The organism is Butyrivibrio hungatei DSM 14810 (assembly GCF_900143205.1).
GTDB classification, from domain to species: Bacteria; Bacillota; Clostridia; order Lachnospirales; family Lachnospiraceae; genus Butyrivibrio; species Butyrivibrio hungatei.
The window spans coordinates 308,833-327,147 of record NZ_FRDH01000003.1 but is presented as its reverse complement, the minus strand read 5'-3'; the positions used below and the strand labels follow the sequence as shown (position 1 = coordinate 327,147).

Below are 18,315 nucleotides of genomic sequence, written 5' to 3'. Positions count from 1 at the left end.
TTAGTTTTCTCCTCCGTGAAAAAAGAATTATGTACCTATATGATACTCTGTAATGAACAGAAAGTGTATATGAAATTTTATAAAATTTTCACAATTTTGTATTGTGATTTCGAATTTTGTCCGAGATCATCTCACTGGTTCTTTTGATCTCATCCCAGAAATCTCTGGCAGAAAGTCTGAATGCACCGCTACTGAGCACTATTATCTGCTCTATGGCATCTGAAGTGGCAACGGTGACTTTATACTTTTTTCCTATTTCATGGGCGGCTTTTTCTATGTATTGGTCTGCAGTTTCAGCCTCTTTTGTATAGATAACGATAAGTCCTGAGTAATCTTCCATGTGTTCTGTGCCGCCGGGAACCTTGTAGGCATCAAAAACCAGGATTACCTGTTCCCTTCTAAATCCCTGGAAGTTGATCAGGGTGTCGATGAGAGAGTCTCTTGCTGCTTTTAAATCTCTCTGGGCAAGGGACTTTAGATCATCTGATGCGTAAATCACATTATAGCCGTCAACAAGGAGATATTCTTTATGAACTGAGTCATCTACTGAGCCAGTATTTTGGTGCTTTTCCTTTTTAGCTTCTTCTAAAGCGTAATCTCTATTATCTATCTCTGGCTTGTCTGCCTCATTGGAAGAGGTGTAGGTGGTGTTTTTTTCAACGTATCTTGGCTTTATCTCACCATAGGTCTTTTCAAATATGTTCTTCAGCTCTTTTTCTGTGGCCTGAAGGTCTCTTTCTATTTCATCAAAAGACCTGTTTTCTGGAGCTTTGCTCTTTTGTCTGGCCTGGATCTTTTTTAGAGCTTCCATATCTATGTTATCAGTCAGGTCAGTCTTGTAGGTGTCAGCAGTTTCCGGGCTCCAGCCTGTATCAACATGCATGTGGCTTCTGACTTCATTCCAAGGAATGATAGTTCCGACTCCATGGGAGCAGAAGACGGATGAGGATGGATTGCCGGTGTCAAGGTCAGGATCATAGCCTGTTTCTGCCAGTACTTCTTCTGTGTTGTGGCATGGCTGGTAGCCTTTTAGAGTAGTGGTGATATGGCCTTCTCCATGGGTAAAAGATGAGAGTTCCTGCGCATAGGAACCAAGGCTTGCCGCAGGGATCGTGCCAGTAAGGACATTTTTATCTCCGACAATATCTGGAAGACCGACAGTTCCGTGCATTCTCTGTATGTCAGTAAGAGCTCTTCCGACAGATTCTTTTGGCAGCTCAATTCTATATTCGTATACTGGCTCAAGGAGGATGGAATCTGCTTCCATGAGACCTTGCCTTACGGCTCTATAAGTTGCTTGTCTGAAATCGCCGCCTTCAGTATGCTTTTCGTGGGAACGTCCGCCGATGAGTGTTATCTTAACATCTGTAAGCTCAGAACCAGTCAGGACTCCCAGATGCTTCTTTTCCTGAAGGTGAGTTAGTATGAGCCTCTGCCAGTTAAGTGACAGGTCATCTGTACTTACGTCGCAGGCAAAAGACATTCCACTTCCGGGCTCTGCTGGCTCAAGAAGGATATGTACTTCTGCGTAGTGTCTTAGAGGCTCGAAATGTCCAACACCTTCTACAGGGCCTGCGATGGTCTCTTTGTAGACAATATGACCCGGACCAAAGTCTACGTCCAGATCAAAGCGAGTCTTTATAAGGTGCTTAAGGATCTCTTTTTGCACTTCGCCCATTATCTTAACTTCAATGATCCCGCTTCCTTCCTTGAGGGATACCTGAAGCATAGGCTCTTCCTCTTCAAGAGCTTTGAGTTTTCTGTAAACAACTACGGGGTCAGCATCCTCAGGCAGTATCAAAGTAGAAGATAGGATTGGTTGCAGGATCTCAGCTGTGGTGTCATTTTTGAGCTTACCAAGTCCGTCGCCTGCCTTAGAATCAGATAGCCCTGCTATAGCGCAAACAGTTCCAGCAGCGGCTTCCTGAACCATCTCGAATTTCTCACCAGAATAAAGCCTTATCTGATCGATCTTTTCATCATCAATAAGGTCTCTGACTTTTAATTTTCCTGATGTTATCTTGATGTGGGTCAATCTGTTTCCATTTACGTCCCTGCTTATCTTAAATACTCTTGCAGCAAAAGGAGCATTCTCATCATATTTGTTATCAGGAGCGAAATCCTTGATGAAAGAGAGCAGTTCTTTTACCCCGTCCATCTTAAGGGCAGAGCCAAAGAGAACAGGATAGCACTTGCAATCTGCTATGAGGGACTTTACATCACCTTCAGTTACCTTCTGACCGTCAAGAAAAGCTGTAAGAAGTCTGTCGTCGCAGACAGCAAGCTCTTCCTGGAGCTCATCAGAATCAAAGCCATCTTCAAAAGCAATACAGTGAGAGCTGAGGTTTTCTCTGATGTCTTTTAACAAAAGAGCCTTGTCAGCTCCGTCCTGATCCATCTTATTAACAAATATGAAGGTTGGAACATGATAGTGAGATAGAAGCTTCCACAAGATCTTGGCCTGAGCGGTTACTTTGTCAGAAGCGCTGATAAGTAAAATTGCAGCGTCAAGGACCTGAAGAGTTCGCTCCATCTCTGGAGAGAAGTCGGAATGCCCGGGAGTATCAAGTAGTGTAAAGTGAGTATCCTCGTATTCAAAAAGAGCCTGCTTGGAAAAGATAGTAATTCCGCGGGTTCTTTCAAGTTCATATGTATCTAAAAATGTATCTCTGTGATCAACTCGTCCCAGCTTTCTGAGGGCTCCGGAAAGATATAACAGACCCTCGGAAAGAGTTGTCTTACCTGCATCTACATGTGCAAGGATACCGATAGTTAGTCGCTTTTGCATTGTGATTATCCTTTGTGCTTTTACTTTAACTCATTATACACAAAATCCCCTGCGAATGCTCGCAAGGGATGGATTGTTTTGATATTTGTTTTAGTCAAGCTGACTGTATTTCATTTTGACGTTGATGTCCTGATTGTAATTACCAAAGCCTTTACCAAAGATCGTAAGGCCTCCGACGTGATCTGCAGTTTCAGGAACTTCGAGCTTTAACTTTATTGGGCTCTTGGAAGTGAGATTGAATCTGTCGATAGTCACGTCTGAAATCTTGATCCCATCGATAAAAGAGCCATCGTGGTTAACTACAAGAGTCTTAAGCAGTCCGTACTGATTCCAGTTGTGGAACCACCAATCAGGAGTAAAGAAGCCTTTGACGTCTCCGAAATCTCCAGGTGAAGTCCATGTTCCAAGAAGAATATCATTTAAGTAAAAATATATATCAGATGGCCAAATGTTGTTGATTCCAGGTGCTTCTGAACTGAGCTCAGCTGAGATACTGATCTCATCAATCTTTTGATTAAATGGAACAAAATTAGGAACAGCGTATTCTACATATCCTTTTGTGAACCAGAGGATATCAGCTTCATAGCGGTCAGGATGAGCAAAGTATCTGGTATCATCGAGCTCTCCTATAAGCTTTTTGGTAGAAGCAAGTCCGCATGTAGGGAATACTGAATAATCTGAAAATAGTCCTACTTTGATATCTGTGGTATAAACGTTGTCTTCCTTTGGTTTGTTCTGAATATCAATGAGGATCTTATCCAGATTTACGGAGCAGACTTTTTGATTACCGTGACCAGCTGATTCCGAAGAAACCTTAACTATTCCGCTTTCTTCAAGCTTTTTGATATGACTTGTCAGAGCGCCATTGGTGATATTGAGGCGACTAGCAAGCTCATTCATATTCATGCCACTCTCATTTAGAAGAATCTTGATGATTTCTACTCTAATGTCTGATCCAAGTGCCTTGAAAACTTCCAAACCTTCGTCTAATGATTTAATGTGTAGCATAGTTTTTCCTTTCTAGGTTACTGATTAGCTTTTATATTTACGCAATATAGATTATTTCATATTCGGCTTAATACCGCAAGCGGAATTGATTTAATTGTATAGCAAATTTTAAATATTTTACAAAATTCCGCTCATGAATTGGAATTGCATAAAGATAGCCTTTATTGTATGATTTACGAGTTAACAAAGAATCATTAAAAAAGGATGAGATCATGAATCAGAATAAGACACCATTATATAAGAGAATTCTTGCTATCCTTGGGATAGTTATACTTGTAGGAATGTACGTAGCTCTTTTAGTGCTGGCACTTATCGGCTCACCTGCTACCAAGGATCTTTTCTTTGGCTGCGTGGCCGCAACTGTTGCAGTACCAATTTTGTTATGGCTCCTTATCTGGGCTATTGGTGCTATCACAGGTAGACACACCGTTGCATCTCTTGACGCCATGAGTAGCAACAAGCAGCACGACAAATTTGGAAACGTTATTCCTGATGGCGAGATTGATACAGTCGTATTTGACATAGGAAATGTTCTTACAGATTTTGCATGGAAGGATTTCCTTAGAAAAAAAGGTCACGACGATGCCATGATAGGCAGGATTGCCAAAGCAACAGTAGAGAGCGATGACTGGGTTGAGTACGACAAAGGCAACTTAACAAATGATGAGATCATTGCTAGATTCGTAGAAAATGATCCTGAGATAAAAGACATACTTGAAGATGCTTTCAAGAATATCGACGGTATCATCACTAAGAGAGATAGAACTATTCCTTGGATAAAGGCACTTAAGACAGCAGGCTACAAAGTACTTTACCTTTCAAATTTTTCCAGACAGGCCCTTGAGGGATGCCCAGAAGCTATGGCATTTCTTGAAGAGACAGACGGTGGTATCTTAAGCTTTAGAGATCATGTAGTTAAGCCAGGTCCTGAAATCTATCATCTTCTTGAAGAACGTTATGACTTAACTCCATCAAAGACAGTATTCATCGACGACACAGCAGTAAACATCGAGGCTGCCATTAACCTTGGCTGGAAGGGCATAGTTTACAAGGACTATGACCAGGTTAAAGAAGAACTTGAGGGACTTGGGGTTAGGTATTGATATCTAATTTAACTTGATGAGGTGGATATCTATGGTTGATGTAGCTACATTACCGGATAATGGAATAATCTACGATGGGGATTACTATAAGGGAATACCATACGGACAATATATAAGGCAGCAGGGATTACCTGATAAACGCACTTCCAAGGTATTTGATATTAGAGATTACGGTGCTGTTGCAGATGGTATGACCGTATGTACAGAGGCAGTCAATAAGGCAGCAGAAGCAGCTAGAGAAGCTGGTGGTGGAGTGGTTCTAGTTGATGGCGGATGGTACATATCTGGTACTGTTAGAATCCATGATAATACAACGTTGTGGATTACAGGGGACAGTGCATTGGTAGCATCCAAGAATCATGACAACTTTGTAGATGCATTTGTAATATTAGAAAATGCCAAGAATGTAAGAGTTACAGGCGGGGGTAGAATTTTTGGAAATGGCGAGTACTTTGTACATTTGCCGCTTAAGAAACCTCTTTTAACTCCTCTAGAAAAGATAAAGCAGCCACCATTTCTTTATGATCCAATGGGATATCCTGTTGATACTATGAGATATGCTATCAGAAGCCGCATTAGATATGCCGAGGACAAGTATGGAAATGGTCAGCCAAAGATTAAAAGGCCTATGTACATGCTCTGGGCAAATGGATGTAAGAATGTTGTCATAGAAAATATCATTCTTGAAGCATCTATGGACTGGAATCTTTGCATTGATGGTTGTGACAACGTCAAGGTTTCAAACATCGTCATCAATGGAAACAGACATGTTGCCAACACTGATGGTATCGATGTTATGGGAAGTGAGGATGTTGACGTAACTCACTGTTTTATTTCGACAGCTGATGATGGGCTTGTAGTTAAGTCACCGCGCGGTCATGAACATGATGGCCTTAACGTTGCTTGCGAAGGCAAGCTTCGCGGCACTAAGAGAGTGTACTTTTCTGACTGCACAGTGCTCAGCGTCGCCAATGCATTTAAGATTGGAACAGAGACCTTCTATGATATAGAAGATATAACTTGCGAGAATTGTCACTTTTTCCTGGATATCTATCCAGGCTCTTGTTCTGGAATTGCTATTGAGTCCGCCGATGGAAGTAATGTTAGAAACGTAACTGTCCGCAATATTACAATGGATAATGTTGCGTGCCCGCTATTTATCTGCCTTTGCAAAAGAAATAAGTTTGGATATGAAGATGGATGCGAAGAAGATAAGTTTTATGGCGGATCAATTGATGGCGTCGTGATCGAGAATATCAAAGCTGTTAACGCTGAGGTTCCATCAATCATCACCGGGTACAGGATGAATAAAGAGCAGAAGAAAGCTCTTTTGGCAAAAGAGTCATTGCCTAAGGATGTGGCTGAGAAAATAGGAGCTTTGGAGTGCTTAGGAAAAGATCTTGGTAGCATCAAGATAAATGGATTTGATGTTACTTATAGAGATGACAAGGAAGAGATAAATCTTTTACCAGAAGTTCATGAGAATGTAACGGACTATCCAGAGAACAGTGCCATGGGTGATGTACCTGCCTATGGAATCTATATTAGACACGCAGATTGCGAGTATTCAAATGTTCATGTGGTACCAAGGAGCATGAATACAAGAGAGTGTATAGTGGAAGAGTGAGTATATACCTGCTTCAATGATGGAGCAGGTATTTTTATGTTTTTTTAATATGGATTTTGTTTAAAGATTAGTCATTTGGGGGTATTATTCATATTGTAACGATGACAATACTAGAAAGGCAGGAGATATGAAGAAAACAAGGATTGCATTTATATTGTTTATGATCATTTCTACTATAATTCTAGTATGTACGTACAGAGTGGATAGTAGAGCTGAAAGCGGGATTCCTGAGTACAGTGGAGCACCGTCAGTAGCTATAAATGATAATAAACCGCAGTTTTCTAGCGATGAGATTACGACTAGTTCTTTTGAAAGTTATGGAGCTCTGGACAAGCTTGGAAGATGCACTACTGCGACAGCTTGTATAGGAAAAGACCTGATGCCAACTGAGGAACGTGACTCTATTGGAATGGTCAAGCCTACAGGATGGAAACAAAATAAGTATCCAGGACTTGTGGATTCAGATCCACCGTATTTGTACAACAGATGTCACATGATAGGCTATCAGCTTACCGGCGAGAATGCTAATGAAAAGAATCTTATCACCGGTACCAGATATATGAATGTGGAAGGAATGCTTCCATATGAAAATAAGGTGGCAGAGTACATTAAAAGTACTGGTAATCATGTAATGTACCGTGTGACGCCTGTCTTTGAAGGAAATAATCTTCTATGCTCTGGAGTGCAGATAGAGGCATATTCAGTAGAAGATAAGGGAAAAGGTATTTCTTTTAATGTATATTGCTATAATGTGCAGCCTGGTGTAGTCATTGACTATAAGGATGGAAGTAACAAGCTGGATGAGAGTTATTCAAAGTCAGTGTCTACAGATGATTTTCAAGTAACTGCTCCAAATAGTAACACGCAGGTAGATCGTACAGCACCGGTATCTTCAGAGACTACAGCATATATCGCAAACAAGAATACCAAGAAGTTTCATTATCCATCCTGTAGTAGTGTTAAGGATATGAAAGAAAAAAATAAGTTATATTACGAAGGGGCAAGAGAAGATTTGATAGAGCAGGGGTATGTACCTTGCAAGAAGTGTAATCCATAAACTGCTAATTAACTACGATAACTGCCATATAATATTAGTAAACCCTGCGCAGGCGCACCGCAAAGCGGCTCCGGGGTTGACTAATATTATATGGCAGTTATTTTGTAGTTAAGCAGTTTAAGGATTAGGGTGCCTTTGGCGAACGGGGAATGGGCATCGGGAAAATAGAAGTTAAGCGGATGGCTGAGCATGTCAAAGGTAGCAAATTACAAGAAAGACATGCCAAATATTAAGAGAACGTAAGAATACGGCATGTAAAAACTTACAGAAATATAAAAAAGACATGCCGGAAATATAGGAAAAGCTGAGAAATGGCATGTCTTTTGCTCAAAAATAGAAGAAATACATGCCGGGGCAGGAAGAAGACAAGAAAAAACAGGAATAAGGCAAGAAAAAAGGCATGCCTAAAAGCTTAATCAAGCTAAAAGGCATGCCGAATGACTAATTTCACGCTGTTGCTGACTGAATATCAGCTAGCAACTGAATAGTAAGTATTACTTACTAAACTTGCTCTTTCTGTAGATTATATCTGTTCTTGCAGGACCGTTACTTACCATTGTGATAGGGTAACCAATCTGCTCCTCAATGAATTCAATATAGTTGCGACACTTCTCTGGGAGATCTTCGTAGTTCTTGATACCACGGATGTCGCACTTCCAACCTGGAAGAGTCTTGAATACAGGCTTAGCCTTCTCAAGAAGGTGAGTTACAGGGAACTCTGTAGTAACTTCGCCGTCGATGTCGTATCCTACGCAAACTGGAATCTCATCAAGGTAACCAAGTACGTCAAGTACTGTGAATGCAACATCAGTTGTGCCCTGAAGTCTGCAACCATACTTACTTGCTACGCAGTCATACCAGCCTACACGTCTAGGTCTTCCTGTTGTAGCGCCGTACTCACCGCCGTCACCACCGCGTCTTCTAAGTTCCTCAGCTTCATCTCCAAAGAGCTCTGATACGAATGCACCAGCACCTACTGCTGATGAGTAAGCCTTAGATACAGTTACGATCTGCTTGATCTCATAAGGAGGAATACCAGCGCCGATTGCACCATAAGCTGCAAGAGGAGATGATGAAGTAACCATAGGATAGATACCATGATCTGGATCCTTCATTGTTCCAAGCTGACCCTCGAGGAGGATAGTCTTGCCTTCCTTAATAGCATTATCAAGATAAAGAGATACGTTTCCAACGTATGGTTTTACCTGCTCACGCCAATCTTCAATCTGGTTGAACAGAGCTTCCTGATCGATAGGATCTGCGTGATAAAGATTAACAAGGATAACGTCCTTGATCTCAGCGATTCTTGCAATCTTTTCTTTGATAACTTCATCGTCCTGGAAGAACTCATTAATCTGCCAACCAATCTTAGCAAACTTATCTGAATAGAAAGGAGCAATTCCTGACTTTGTTGAACCAAATGACTTACCAGCAAGTCTGGCTTCTTCAAGAGTATCGAAGAGAACGTGATAAGGCATCATAACCTGAACTCTGTCTGAGATCATGATCTGAGGCATTGGAACACCCTTAGATGTAACCTCATTGAGTTCCTTCATAAATTTTGTAATATCAAATGCAACTCCATTACCAATGATGTTCATGATGTTCTGATGGAAGACACCAGATGGCATTGTGTGAAGTGCAAATTTACCATAATCATTTACAATTGTGTGACCAGCATTGGCGCCTCCCTGAAAACGGATAACTACGTCAGCCTGATCAGCAAGAGTATCGGTAATCTTTCCTTTTCCTTCGTCGCCCCAATTGGCGCCGACTACTGCTTTAACCATATTTTTGTTCCTCTCTTTTTTAAAACATTTAGCAATCTCTATTGCATGATAATATTACTCTCAAAAATGCCATAAGTAAAATCGATATTTATTATATGAGCCATAAGTTTTACTTATTTACCGAAAAGTTATATAAATTTGCGCATTTCTGTGTATTTTTTTATATAAAAGCAATAAAATTAAATATATAACTTGTCGATAATACATGCATGATAGGCGTATGGTGAATTAGGAGGTCTATATGGCAAACATAGTTGAGAAAAACAACGAATTTGATAAGGGAGGTTTCAAGAGCTTACCTGTATCTGAAAAATTCAAGAAGGTATTTGGAAAGTTCAGATTGAATCTGATACTTATCTTTATTGTCATTATCCTGATCGATATAGTAGCTCTTTTCAATCTGAGAAATATCTATGCTATTTATTATGAGCAGAACTCTCAGCAAGGAGAGATAAGAATCACAATTCAGGCTCTTGCAAAGTATTATCTCTGGGCTATGTCTGCAACTGAAGATGCTGACAGACAGGAACAGATTGATGGTGCTGCTGAAAAGATACAGGAAATGAATGATGGTCTTGATGAACTAAGTAAAGTTTATAACGGAGACTTGAGTACAGCTCGTCAGCACTTGAAAGATATAGATTCGGCGGATGATACGCTGATACAAATGATGAACAGCGGGGCATCCCATGAAGAGATATATACCTACTATGTAGGAACGGTGAATGAAGCCATTAAGGTAGTAGTAAAAGACTTCAAAGCTATAGGCCTTGAAGCAAAAGCTCAGGCTAAGAAAGCTTATGGAATGGCTCTTGGAAGTGTTATCTTCATGACGATCATTTCTCTTGTAGTTGTAATCTACGCTATCCTTTATTCTAATAAGGCAAGAGCAGCGCTTACAAAGAGTATCCTTGGACCTATCGAAGCAATCTCAACAGCTGCTGATGACATGTCCAAAGGTAAGCTTGAGATCGAGATTGAAACAGATTCTGAAGATGAGCTTGGAAAACTTGCACAGGATATCAAGGGCTCAACCAATGCCATTGCTGAAATTGTAAAAGATATTGATGTTACCTTGAAGCGTATGTCAGGCGGTGACTTCTCTTCAGGTTCAAAAAATGAAGATCTTTATATTGGTGATTATGAAGCTATCAGAAAGGCGCTTTCAGATATTTCTGATAACTTAAGTAGTACACTCCTTGAAGTTAAGAATTCTTCTTCACAGGTATCACAAGGTGCAGCAAATATGTCACAGGGATCTTCTGATCTTGCTGAAGGCACAACAGATCAGGCAGCTGCAGTTGAAGAACTTACAGCTTCAGTTAATTCTGTAACAGAGCAGACCAAGCAGCTTGCTGAAGTCGCTGAAAAGAGCAGGAGCATGGCTAATGAAGTAAGAGATAATGCAGAAGTAAGTGCCAGAAAGATGCATCTTGTTACAGACGCCATGACAAGGATCACTGAAGCATCGGCAGAGATCGAACAGGTTACAAATACTATCGAAGAGATTGCCAGCCAGACTTCACTTCTTGCCCTTAATGCTTCTATCGAGGCAGCAAGAGCAGGTGAAACTGGAAAAGGTTTTGCAGTTGTTGCTGATCAGATTGGTAAGCTTGCAGATCAGTCAAGTGAAGCAGCTCAGAATACACATCAGCTCATTGCAGATACAATGGAAGAAATTAAGAATGGTAACTCAGTCGTAGCTGAGACAACTGAAGCTCTTGATGCAATGCAGCATAGCGTAGAAGAGATCACAGATATGATCGTTAAGACTGGAGATCTGGCAGAAGAGCAGGCACAAAGCATGGATGAGATCGATAAGGGTATTGAGATGATATCTAATGTTGTACAGAATAACTCAGCAACTGCTGAAGAATCAAGTGCTGTATCTCAGGAACTCTCAGAGCAGTCAGCTAGTCTAAATAGTCTAATAAGCCAGTTTACAATTAACGAATAAGTTAGTTGATAAGCCCCTTAAGCCCCCTGCGTAGGCAAAGTCCCTGCGTGAGGGGCTTAAAAATTGTTCTTATTTATGAGCTCAAGCAGATTTGCTGCAGCAATTGGAAGTGGTCTAGACTCATCAGTAACTACGCACATCTGACGCTTAGGAATCATCTTGTTGAATCTAAGTTCAAATAATATACCGCTGTCGAGATACTCTTTTGCAAAGTCCTTTACAACGCAGCCAACCCCCAGATTACGCAGTGCAAACTGAACGATCATGTCGCTGGTTGCGAGCTCAAACTCAGGATGTATCTCGACATTTTCTTTTGCTAAAAAAGCTTCTATATAATCTCTGGTACTGGTCCTTCCTTCAAGAGTTATCATAGGTACCTTTTTTAGATCAGCAAAATCAAGCATTCTGTTCTTGTATTGAATGAATTTTCTTCCTGCCACAAAGGTATCTTCAATCTCTGAAACAGGAGTCGTCTTAAATCCCTGAAGATTTTCAAAAGGAGTTGAAACTACGCCAAAATCAATCCTGTCATCTGATAAGTACTGCAACGTCTCAGGCGTAGGACCATTAGTGACAGAAACCTTTATTCCTGGATAGAGTTCATGGAACTTTTCAAGATATGGTAAAAGAAAGAATCTAAGCGTCATGTCGCTGGCTCCAATCCTAACTTCGCCTGCATCAAGGTGGAGGAGCTGTCCAAGGCGCTGCTGCCCAAGGTCTATCTGTTCGTAGCCTCTTTTGACATATCTATAAAGGAGATTTCCCTCGCTTGTAAGCTTCATACCTCTAGCGGTTCTCTGAAAGAGAGTGCAGTCAAGACTCTTTTCAAGCTGGTGTATTGACTGACTCACAGCAGGCTGAGATATATTCAGCTCTTTTGCTGCTTCAGTAATACTGCTGAGCTTACCTACATAGTAAAAGACCTTGTAATATTCCAGATTACTTATCATGAAAAACACCTCCATAAGTTCTGCTTATATTATAGCATGTTTTTGCAACATATCCTTGAATTCATATGTCTATAAAGGTAAAGTATCTTATTGGAAAAATTCAGGGAGACGATCATGAATAAAATTGTTTTTGCGTTTAATAATGAAATCGCCAAAGAGATAAACAGTAAGGCCAAAGGCAAGAATAATCTTGATGCATCAATGTACGCAAGAAACGGTGCTACAAGCGAAGTGACCATAGATAATGACCAGATAAGAGAAGTGATAAAGGGCGAGGAAGGCGTCTTTAAAGATGTTTCAAATAAGATCACTGAAATAGGCAAGATCCATAAGACAAATGACTTCATTTTTCTCCAGGCCGGAGATTATGTCTATAGTGTTAAAAGAAATTCTTTTACCGAAGGATCAGAAGAAGAGCTATTTAGGCTTATAAAGAATGGAAATAAAGGCGCGGCCAAGAACAAAGCTAAAGAAAAGAAGCAGGACACAGTAGTTAAATTCGATAGAAAAGCACAACAAAATTACTGGAATAAAATAAACAAAGATAACGCCATTAAAAGAAAGGTTCCACTTGCTCAGAGATTCAGAATTCCTCTGATGGTAGGCATGATGGCAATGCTACTTTCAACCATTGAGATCCTAGACCCATTCAATCATATGGGAGACATGGCGGGAAATATCATAACTTTGGACAGCCTTATAGGTATTCCCTTAAGTGGAATAGCCGGATTTATGTTAGGCTTTTTATATGTATTCTTTATTATGTGGTTTGAGAATCAGAAGGAATCAGTAAGAATTACTTCCATAGTTCTTTTTCCGCTGACCATAACGGTATTTTCGCTCATAAGCTTCTTCGGAACCATTCCATATATCATTTATCTTTTGATCAAAAAAGATGAAGGCTATGGAGCCTACAAAGTTGTAAACATCGCAGTAAAAATCGCATACATACTGGTGGCAATCCTATTCATAATAGCCATCATCGGTCTTGGGGCCCTTCGAATCTTATTTTTTTAAAAAGACGTAAAAATAAACATTCCCCTTGCTTTTTAGCTAATAAAAGTTAAAATTAAGTTAATTATAATTAACTAAACTAAAAAGCAGGGGTTTTCTTATGGATATCAGGTATATTGAGCAGAGCAAGATTTTTGTCATTGAGACGCAGAATACCAGCTACTGCATAGGTGCACTTTACGACGAGGGGGTCCTTACTCATCTCTATTATGGAGACAAGTTAGAAATATCGGATGCATCATATCTTTTGAAATTAGTTGATCAGTATGGCACACCTTCAAGTGTCATGCGTGATAGAAGTTCTTTTCTCGACAGATTCCCATTTGAATATTCTACAAACAATGTTGGAGATTACAGGAAAAGTAGCATAGAGATAACTGACGTAAACGGACACAGCAGTGTATCTTTTAGCTATGAATCTCACAATATTTATAAAGGTAAAAAGAAATTAGAAGGCCTTCCAGCTACATTTGGATCGGAAGCTGATTCCATGACATTGGACATCACAGCAATAGACAAGGCGACAGGCTTAAAGGCAGTTCTTTCATACAGTGTATTTGAAGGAATTGATGCCATTACAAGGTCTATTAGGTTTGTAAATACTTCTGATGCGCCAATCATGCTAGATAAAGTTATGTCTATGACAATGGATATGGACAATGAAGGCTATGAGCTTCTTACACTTCACGGATCATGGGCTAGAGAAAGAGCTATGGACTTTAGAGAGATTGGTTATGGCGATACCTCTATTGAGTCCTTTAGAGGCGAGTCCTCACACCAGTTCCAGCCATTTATGGCCCTTGTGGAAAATGGTGATTCAGAGGATACAGGTAAGGTCTACGGTTTTTCTTTTATCTACTCAGGTAATTTTGAAGCTGGGGTGTGCAGATCACAGTTTGACAGCTTGAGACTCTACATGGGCATCTGTCAAAAGAACTTTAGATGGAAGCTTGGGGCAGGAGAAGAGTTCCAGGCTCCGGAAGTAGTAATGGTTTATTCATCACAAGGCCTTGGAAAAATGTCCAGAACCTTCCATGACCTATACAGAGACCATCTCATCAGAAGTAAGTACAAGGACAAAGAAAGACCAATCCTTATAAACAACTGGGAAGCGACTTACTTTGATTTTGATAATGAAAAGCTCCTTTCAATTGCAAAAGAGGCAAAGAAAAGCGGCATAGAGATGCTAGTCATGGACGATGGCTGGTTTGGAGAAAGAAATGACGACAACTCAAGCCTTGGAGACTGGTATGTCAACGAGAAAAAGCTTAAGGGCGGACTTAAGAAACTGGTAGATGACGTAAATGCCATAGGTCTTAAGTTTGGTATCTGGATGGAGCCAGAGATGATATCTCCTGTATCCAAGCTCTATGATGAGCATCCGGACTGGGCAATCAAGACAGCAGACAGAGAGCCTTGCAGGAGTAGAAATCAGTACGTTCTTGATATTACAAGAAAAGAAGTATCTGACTACGTTTATAGCAGGATAAAGGATATATTGAGTTCAGCAAATATAGAATATCTCAAGTGGGATATGAATAGGCAATTATGTGACCTTGGATCTTTGGGGCTTTCAGCGGATAGTCAGGGAGAGCTTTCCCACAGATATGTTCTTGCAGTATATGATCTCATGGAGAGATTAGTTAAGGATTTTCCAGATCTTTTGCTGGAGAACTGTTCTGGGGGCGGAGCAAGATTTGATGCGGGTATGCTCTACTATAGCCCACAGATCTGGTGCTCAGATGATACAGATGCAATTGAAAGATTAAAGATTCAGGAAGGAACAAGCCTTATTTTCCCTCTCAGTACTATGGGAGCTCACGTATCTGATTGTCCTAATCATACAGTTGGAAGAACAACGCCATTTAAGACAAGAGGGGATGTGGCTCTTGCAGGAACCTTTGGATATGAACTTGATATCACCAAGATTCCTCAGGAAGATAGGGATGATATTCCAAGGCAGGTTGCAGAATATCACAAGTATAATGAGCTTGTGAGAACTGGAGATTACTACCGCTATGCGTCATATCAGAGAAACCACGAATTTGACGCCTATGGAGTTATCAGTAAGAACAAGAAAAAAGCTCTTATAACCTATGTTCAGGTTATGGCGAAACCGAACACGACTAATAGAATCCTTAAGGTTAAGGGGCTTGATGATAAAAAAATATATAGGATAGAAGGAACTGATGTGGAAGCTTTGGGGGCTACCATCAGGAAGGTTGGACTTGTAATGCCATCACTTAACGGAGATTTTAGGTCTGAACTGATCTATCTTGTAGCAAAAGATTGATCTAGATAATAATTGTTAGAGGAGATATACAATGCCAAAGAAAATTACGATGTCGGACATTGCTGCTGCCCTGGGGATCAGTACTGTAACAGTATCCAAAGCATTGTCTGGTCAAAAAGGTGTAAGTGAGGAAATGCGTCAGAAGATCATTGATCTGGCGGAAGAGAGGGGCTACCAGAAATCTTTTACAAACAGGTCTTCTGACAGCTTCAAGATTGGGGTTCTTATTGGTGCCAGGTACCTTGGAAACATAGATTCCTTCTATGGACACATGTATCAGATCTTTTCAGCCAAAGCCGGAAAGATTGGCTCTTTTACAATGCTAGAGGTCCTAAGCCTTGAGGAAGAGGAAAATCTCGTTTATCCAAAGCTCATTGGAGATGGCAATGTAGATGCCGTAGTAATAATGGGAACTTTACGGGAAGATTATCTGGAAATGCTTGATGATAAGCTTGAAACTCCTACTTTCTACATGGATTTTACAGACAGGCAGCACAAAAAAGATTCAGTAATATCTGGAAGCTTTTATGGAGCTTATATTTTGACAAATTATCTTTTTGACAAAGGCCATAAGGATATAGGATATGTGGGAACACTGCTGACCACACCATCTATCACAGACAGATACCTTGGCTACGAGAGAGCACTAATGGAACACGGAATCAAGGTGAATCCGGCTTGGGTGCTTGATGACCGTGATTCAGACAATAAGGTCATGGATATTGAGAAAAATGTTAAGTGGCCAAAAGGAAAGCTTCCTACAGCCTTTGTTTGTAACTGCGACCTTACTGCAAGCAAGTTTATCCAGTATCTAAAAGATAAGGGGCTTAGGGTTCCGGAGGATATCTCAGTAGTGGGTTACGATGATTTTGTTTATACAAACGGCGCTGAGATCGGCATCACTACTTATAAGGTAGATATGGAGGAAATGGTTCGAAGGACACTTAAGAGGATCCTTCATACGCTTCATGGAGAAAGATATAGAAAAGGCCTTAGTATTGTGGAAGGTTATCTTATCGAAAGGGAAAGTGTAAAAGAAATTTAATTAAAATTAATCACTGCTAAGCTAAAAAATAATTTAGCTAAAATAGGTATATAGAGAGCATCTTGCAATAGGTAAATTTACCAAAGTCAAGATGCTCTTTTTGTTTATTAAGTAGAATGTTAAGTAAAAAGTTAGCTAAAATATTGACTAATAAAAATTAACTAATAAAATGGAAATTAGCTAAAAACTAATTGTATTAAAGGAGGGTAATATGAATAAGAAAAAAGTTTTGGCTTTGGTTACAGCTACGGTTATGGCAGCTTCTGCTATGGGATGTGGAGCATCATCTGACACAGCAGAGACACCTGCTGACAACACGGAAAGTACAGATAATACTGAAGCAGCAAAGGATACGCAGGAAACAGGTTCAGGAGAGAGTGAAGCAACTGGTGAGCTTTCTTACACAACACTTAGCCTTGATGACAACAAGGATCTTACAGCTTCGATCAAGTTCCTTCACCACAAGACAGACCGCGAAGAAGATGGAACAATTGCTGCTATGATCGCAGAGTTCAACAAAGACTTCCCTAATATCACAGTTACAACAGAGGCAGTTACAGACTACGCAGAGGATTCACTTCTTCGTCTTTCTACAGGAGACTGGGGGGACATTATGTTTATCCCTGCTGTAGACAAGACAGATCTTGCATCATATTTTATGCCACTTGATTCACTTGATAATTTATCAAAAGAGCTTAATTTCGTAGATCAGTGGGAGTTTGGTGGAAACTGCTACGGTATTCCTTACATGGCAAATGCACAGGGACTTCTTTACAACAAGAAAGTATTTGCTGATGCAGGAATCACAGAGCTTCCAAAAACTCCAGATGAGTTCGTGGCTGATCTCCAGCTCATCAAGGACAAGACAGATGCTATTCCTCTTTACACAAACTATGCAGCTGGTTGGACAATGGGCGCATGGGATGCTTATGTAGGAACAGTTTCAAATGGTGATAACACATATCAGAACCAGAAGCTTGTACACACAGCTGAGCCTTTCTCAGATCCAGGTGATGGAACAGGTGCATACAACGTTTACAAGATTCTCTATGATGCATGTGCTAATGGCCTTATCGAAGATGACTACACAACAACTGACTGGGAAGGCTGCAAGGGTATGATGAATAGAGGCGAGATCGGAACAATGGTTCTTGGCTCATGGGCTTATGCACAGATGCAGGAAGCTGGAGATACTCCAGAGAATGTTGGTTACATGCCATTCCCTATTACAGTGGGCGGCAAACAGTATGTAAATGCTGGTGGTGACTACAACTATGGTATCAATGTTAACTCTTCAGATGAGAACAAGCTTGCTTCACTTATCTTTGTTAAGTGGATGGTCGAGAAGTCAAACTGGTGCTTCAACGAAGGTGGTTACACAGTAGTTAAGGGCGGCCAGAACCCAGATATGTACGCAGCATTTGATGGTTGTGAAGTCCTTTCAGATCAGCCAGCACTTGCAGGTGAGGAAACATTCCTCAACGACATGAACGCTGAGTCAGAGCTTTCAATCAATGCTGGTGGTAACGACAAGGTACAGCGCATTGTTGAAGCTGGTGCTACAGGTTCAGAGAGCTTTGATGACATCATGTCAGACTGGAACAAGAAGTGGCAGGATGCTCAGGAAGAGCTGGGAATTGAAGTGAAATATTAATATAACTTTCTTCATGGCCGGGGAGAAGG

General features: G+C 40.5%; 12 protein-coding genes. 8 read left to right on the top strand and 4 right to left on the bottom strand.

The features are described from left to right. Positions 1-88: 88 nt before the first annotated feature. Entirely contained in the window at positions 89-2,788 is a 2,700-nt protein-coding gene (locus tag BUA02_RS01470; protein WP_072700414.1) for a translation factor GTPase family protein, read from the bottom strand. 90 nt (positions 2,789-2,878) lie between these two features. After that, positions 2,879-3,796, bottom strand: a complete 918-nt coding sequence (locus BUA02_RS01465) for an ArsR/SmtB family transcription factor (RefSeq protein WP_072700412.1) — start codon at positions 3,794-3,796, stop codon at positions 2,879-2,881. 212 nt (positions 3,797-4,008) lie between these two features. Between BUA02_RS01465 and BUA02_RS01460 the strand changes: the two genes are divergently transcribed. From BUA02_RS01460 to BUA02_RS01450, 3 genes are all read left to right on the top strand, one after another. Continuing rightward, on the top strand, positions 4,009-4,899 hold the full coding sequence (locus BUA02_RS01460; protein WP_083572597.1) for an HAD-IA family hydrolase: 891 nt from the start codon (positions 4,009-4,011) through the stop codon (positions 4,897-4,899). A gap of 31 nt (positions 4,900-4,930) precedes the next feature. Next, positions 4,931-6,526, top strand: coding sequence for a glycoside hydrolase family 28 protein (locus BUA02_RS01455; protein ID WP_072700410.1), 1,596 nt, complete (start codon positions 4,931-4,933; stop codon positions 6,524-6,526). Positions 6,527-6,653: 127 nt separating this feature from the next. Beyond that, positions 6,654-7,583, top strand: coding sequence for a DNA/RNA non-specific endonuclease (locus BUA02_RS01450; protein ID WP_072700407.1), 930 nt, complete (start codon positions 6,654-6,656; stop codon positions 7,581-7,583). Positions 7,584-8,077: 494 nt separating this feature from the next. On the opposite strand, the gene BUA02_RS01445 is transcribed toward BUA02_RS01450, so the two are convergent. Beyond that, positions 8,078-9,373 (bottom strand): adenylosuccinate synthase, encoded by a 1,296-nt coding sequence (locus BUA02_RS01445; RefSeq protein ID WP_072700405.1) that lies wholly within the window; start codon positions 9,371-9,373, stop codon positions 8,078-8,080. Between the two features lie 241 nt (positions 9,374-9,614). Here BUA02_RS01445 and BUA02_RS01440 point away from each other — a divergent pair, with 241 nt between their 5' ends. Then, complete coding sequence (locus BUA02_RS01440) at positions 9,615-11,330, top strand: methyl-accepting chemotaxis protein (RefSeq protein ID WP_072700402.1); 1,716 nt, start codon at positions 9,615-9,617, stop codon at positions 11,328-11,330. A gap of 56 nt (positions 11,331-11,386) precedes the next feature. On the opposite strand, the gene BUA02_RS01435 is transcribed toward BUA02_RS01440, so the two are convergent. Next, the gene (locus BUA02_RS01435; RefSeq protein WP_072700399.1) at positions 11,387-12,280 is read right to left on the bottom strand and encodes a LysR family transcriptional regulator; all 894 of its coding nucleotides are present in this window, start codon (positions 12,278-12,280) and stop codon (positions 11,387-11,389) included. 114 nt (positions 12,281-12,394) lie between these two features. Between BUA02_RS01435 and BUA02_RS01430 the strand changes: the two genes are divergently transcribed. The 4 genes from BUA02_RS01430 (at position 12,395) to BUA02_RS01415 (ending at position 18,286) form a co-directional block, all read left to right on the top strand. Next, positions 12,395-13,297 carry a hypothetical protein gene (locus tag BUA02_RS01430; protein ID WP_072700397.1) on the top strand — a complete coding sequence of 301 codons (903 nt, stop codon included), beginning with the start codon at positions 12,395-12,397 and terminating at the stop codon, positions 13,295-13,297. 97 nt (positions 13,298-13,394) lie between these two features. Beyond that, complete coding sequence (locus BUA02_RS01425) at positions 13,395-15,587, top strand: alpha-galactosidase (protein ID WP_072700395.1); 2,193 nt, start codon at positions 13,395-13,397, stop codon at positions 15,585-15,587. Positions 15,588-15,618: 31 nt separating this feature from the next. Beyond that, positions 15,619-16,632: a LacI family DNA-binding transcriptional regulator gene (locus tag BUA02_RS01420; RefSeq protein WP_072700393.1), complete on the top strand. Its 1,014-nt coding sequence runs from the start codon at positions 15,619-15,621 to the stop codon at positions 16,630-16,632. Positions 16,633-16,843: 211 nt separating this feature from the next. Beyond that, positions 16,844-18,286, top strand: coding sequence for an ABC transporter substrate-binding protein (locus BUA02_RS01415; RefSeq protein ID WP_072700390.1), 1,443 nt, complete (start codon positions 16,844-16,846; stop codon positions 18,284-18,286). Positions 18,287-18,315: the final 29 nt, after the last annotated feature.